The sequence below is a fragment of the Nonomuraea sp. NPDC049637 genome, from assembly GCF_040675235.1.
In the GTDB taxonomy this organism is placed as follows: Bacteria; Actinomycetota; Actinomycetes; order Streptosporangiales; family Streptosporangiaceae; genus Nonomuraea.
Genome location: NZ_JBFAOM010000115.1, coordinates 1 through 3955 on the forward strand (window position 1 = coordinate 1; position 3955 = coordinate 3955).

The window sequence follows — 3955 nt, forward strand, 5'->3', positions numbered from 1 at the left end:
GACAAGATCATCAAGGAGATCCGGAAGTTCAAGGACGCCGTCAGCGGCAAGAAGGGCGTCTCGGACGAGCAGGTCCGGGCCGTCCTCCTCCGGGACGCCGACGCCCTGATCGTCCGGCACGGCGGCACGCCGGCCTGACGGCGAGCGAGACCGGCGTGCCGGACGCCGCCATAAAGCGCCGCTCCGGCACGTCGCCGACAGACGGTGAGTGCCCTCACCAGGCGAGGGCACTCACCCCACGCCGCCCCACGCAGCGGCTCGGATGCTCCGCTGCCGAGGCGCGATTCCGTCGTGTCAGTCATGCATCCCATCAGTTTGTAACACCACCCGGCGCGCCTCGGCGTGCCCCATTCCAAGGAGAAAGAGCGCCGACCTCCCGTGTGCTGACCGAGCACAGGTTGAAGATCGCAACGAGCACCTATTACGCCACCAAGAATTGCGCGCCAAGCGTTCGCGCTGTACGTGACGCCGAGCTCAAGCAGCAACATCAGCCGGGTGCACGGCCGACAACAACAGCAGCGTCTACGGCGTGCGCAAGGTCTGGAGGCAGCTGGGCCGCGAAGGAGTCGTCGTGGCGCGGCGCACCACCGTGCGCGACGCCGGACACGAGCGTGCCAGCGACCTGCTGAATCGCGACTTCACGGCCTCCCGCCCCAACCAGTGGTAGTTGGCGGACTTCACCTACGTGACGACCTGGGCCGGCGTGGTATGCGTCGCGTTCGTCGTCGATGTCTACTCCCGCGCGATCGTGGGCTGGTCGGCGGCCACCACCAAGCGAGCCAAGCTCGTCCTGGACATGGCGCGGTGGCGACGCACTCGGACCGGCATGCCAGCCGTGCTTGACGACGCCGGAAACACTTGCGCGACCTCGGGGAGGTCGAACTCGACGGGGCGTTCTTCGCCTCGGGCGGCGCGGAGCGCGTTCGTGCGGCATTGGAGCAGGGGACCCTCCCTATCATCGAGGCCGAGGGTCGGCGGATCGGAGCTCCTGAGGCCCGCCCCGGCAAAGTGGTGTGCATCGGGCTTAACTATCGTGACCACGCCACCGAGTCCGGCGCCGAGGTTCCTCCGGAGCCGGTGGTCTTCATGAAGGCCGCCAACACCGTGATCGGTCCTGATGAGTGCTGGTGCCGCGCTGCAGTGTGAAGACCGACTGGGAGGTCGAGCTCGCCGTGGTCATCGGCAAGACGTGCCGCTACCTCGGCTCCCACGAGGAGGCCCTCGCGTCCGTCGCGGGTTACGCGATCTCCAACGACGTCTCCGAGCGCGAGTTCCAGCTCGAACGCGGCGGACAGTGGGACAAGGCAAGTCATGCGAGACCTTCAACCCGCTGAGCCCCTGGCTGGTGACCGCCGACGAGATCGGCGACTCGCAGCATCTCGCCCTGCGGTTGTGGGTTAACGGCGAGCTGCCTCAAGACGGCAGCACCAAGAACATGATCTTCGGCCTGGCGGAGACCGTCCGCTACCTGAGCCGGATCATGGTCCTGGACCCGGGCTGCACATTGGCGATCTCCGCGGTCGTCAACGCGCTGTGGGACTCAAGGCCAAGCGCGAAGGCAAGCCGCTGTGGCTGCTGCTCGGCGAGATGACGCCGGAAGAGATCGTCGACCTCCGCTACCTGAGCGGCGCCCTCACCCCCGAGAAAGCCCTCCAAATCCTGAATCGTCTGGTTGATCTTGTCGATCGCGGCATCGGTGACGGCCACGCCAGACTCCTCTTAGACATCGGATGTCTTGGAGACTAGGCCCTCTCCAGCACTGTGGCAGTAGTAAGAGCCCCATCTCGGCCTGGATGCGGTCCTGGATCTGGACCTGCCACTCGTCGGGCACGGTCACCGCGCGGGCGGAGATCTCCGAGAACAGCGCCGAAGGCGAGTCTGCGGAAGCCGGCCGTAAGCCAGTCGCACGGTGTCCATCAGCGGTTCCCCAACCGGTAGACGCGGGTGGCCGTGCCACCGAGGACTTGGTCGCGTTCCGCCGCGGAACACTCGTCGAGGAGTTCCACAGCGGTGGCGAGCACGTGGTCATAGTCGGCGGCGAGCAGGCAGACCGGCCAATCGGAACCCACCATGAGCCGATCCGGACCGAACGCCTCCAACGCGACGTCGACGTAGGGCCGCAGGTCCAGTGCGGTCCACCGCGACCACTGCGCCTCGGTGACCAGACCGGACACCTTGGCCAGCACGTTCGGTTCGGCGGCCAGCGCCGAGAGGCGGGTCGCCCACGGCTGGAGCACGCGGCAGGCGATGTCCGGTTTGGCCAGGTGGTCCACCACGAACAGGAGGTCCGGTACCGCCCGCACCGCTTCCAGTGTGGCGGTGAGCTGGTGCGGCCGGGTCAACAGGTCGTAGACGAGTCCGGCGTCGCGCACCGCGCGCAGCCCTGCGAGCACGTCGGGGCGCACCAACCAGTCCGGGTCGGGTTCGGCCTCGACGAGGTGCCGGACGCCGACCAGCCGGTCGCCGCCCGGTCCGCGGCGCAACCGGTCCACCTGCTCGGCGACGTCGGGCGCGGTCAGGTCGACCCATCCCACGACTCCGGCGATCAGATCGGATTGCCCTGCCAGCGCGAGGAACTCCTCCGTTTCACCGACGTCCGCCAGCACTTGGACAAGCACCGTGGCGTCCACCCCGGCGGACTCGGTCACCACACGCAGGTCCACTTGGCCGAAGTCACGCCTGAGCGGCTCCAGCTCCGGCGCGTCGAGCCACGCCTGCGGCCGGGCCGAGAGGTTCCAGAGGTGGTGGTGGGCGTCAATCCGGATCATGGTGCGGCTGCCTCCTTCATCAAGCCGCGTTCAGCCCGCAACGCCTCAGGTATCACGGTGGCGGCGTGCACGATGTTCTCGGTGACTTCGAGCGTGCTGTTCGCCTGTCCCTACGGGGGATGCGGTGATGGCGAGCGGCGGCAAGGATGATCGCCACCGCCCGCCACGCTCACTGCGATATCAGGGCTGAGCCCGCAGCGCGTTCGTCACCTGCTTGTCTTCGGTCACTGAAGCGGGATCTCGATCTCCGACATCTGCGGGTCACCGCCGGAGGCGGTCGCGGTCACGGTCATCTTGTAGGCGTCATAGGTGCCGGGGACGTCCAGGTCGAACGACTTGTACCTCTGCCGGTCCGAGCCGAACGCGGCATCGGCCACCGTGTCCACGAGCGCCCAGTCCGAGCTGCCCTTCCTGGCGTACAGCTTCCAGCTCTTGAAGTCGCGCCCAGGTACGTCGTTGCCGGTCGCCAGGCGGTACTTCGACGCCTCGAACGCCTTGGAGTAGGTCCACTGCACCTCATACGGCTTGTCGGCGGTGGGCGCGCCGAACCCGTCGGCGTACATCTTGGTGTCGACGGTGCCGTCGAAGAGCGCGCCGGTACGCTCACCCGCGGTGTTGGGATTGGTGTAGTTCGCCGAGAACCCGGTGATCTCGGCCGGGGGAAGCGGGATCTCGATCTCCGACATCTGCGGGTCACCGCCGGAGGCGGTCGCGGTCACGGTCATCTTGTAGGCGTCGTAGGTGCCGGGGACGTCGAGGTCGAACGACTTGTACCTCTGCCGGTCCGAGCCGAACGCGGCATCGGCCACCGTGTCCACGAGCGCCCAGTCCGAGCTGCCGTTCCTGGCGTACAGCTTCCAGCTCTTGAAGTCGCGCCCAGGCGCGTCGTTGCCGGTCGCCAGGCGGTACTTCGACGCCTCGAACGCCTTGGAGTAGGTCCACTGCACCTCATACGGCTTGTCGGCGGTGGGCGCGCCGAACTCGTCGGCGTACATCTTGGTGTCGACGGTGCCGTCGAAGAGCGCGCCGGTACGCTCACCCGCGGTGTTGGGGTTGGTGTAGTTCGCCGAGAACCCGGTGATCTTGATCAATCCTCCCGGGACGGGAGGGTCGTAGGACAGGTTGCTGAAGGTCGCGAGCCCGAACCTCGCCGAATCATGCGACGTGTGAATGAGACCCGCGTCCTG

General features: G+C 67.2%; 3 protein-coding genes and 2 pseudogenes. 2 read left to right on the top strand and 3 right to left on the bottom strand.

Features of this window, described 5'->3' with window-relative positions:
• Positions 1 to 520: 520 nt before the first annotated feature.
• Positions 521 to 757, top strand: a pseudogene (locus tag AB0J71_RS49765) (IS3 family transposase); the annotation flags it as partial.
• 254 nt (positions 758 to 1011) lie between these two features.
• Positions 1012 to 1438: pseudogene (locus AB0J71_RS49770) on the top strand (fumarylacetoacetate hydrolase family protein); the annotation flags it as partial.
• 26 nt (positions 1439 to 1464) lie between these two features.
• Here AB0J71_RS49770 and AB0J71_RS49775 read toward each other — a convergent pair.
• The 3 genes from AB0J71_RS49775 to AB0J71_RS49785 form a co-directional block, all read right to left on the bottom strand.
• Positions 1465 to 1707, bottom strand: coding sequence for a hypothetical protein (locus tag AB0J71_RS49775; RefSeq protein WP_364421449.1), 243 nt, complete (start codon positions 1705 to 1707; stop codon positions 1465 to 1467).
• 209 nt (positions 1708 to 1916) lie between these two features.
• The gene (locus tag AB0J71_RS49780; RefSeq protein WP_364421445.1) at positions 1917 to 2768 is read right to left on the bottom strand and encodes an amidohydrolase family protein; all 852 of its coding nucleotides are present in this window, start codon (positions 2766 to 2768) and stop codon (positions 1917 to 1919) included.
• 224 nt (positions 2769 to 2992) lie between these two features.
• Positions 2993 to 3955, bottom strand: a 963-nt coding sequence (locus tag AB0J71_RS49785; RefSeq protein ID WP_364421447.1) for a hypothetical protein, incomplete at its 5' end; no start/stop codon positions are given.

Excerpts from the sequence above, each read along its gene's own strand:
- AB0J71_RS49780 (WP_364421445.1), bottom strand. The coding sequence starts at position 2,768 with ATGATCCGGATTGACGCCCACCACCACCTCTGGAACCTCTCGGCCCGG.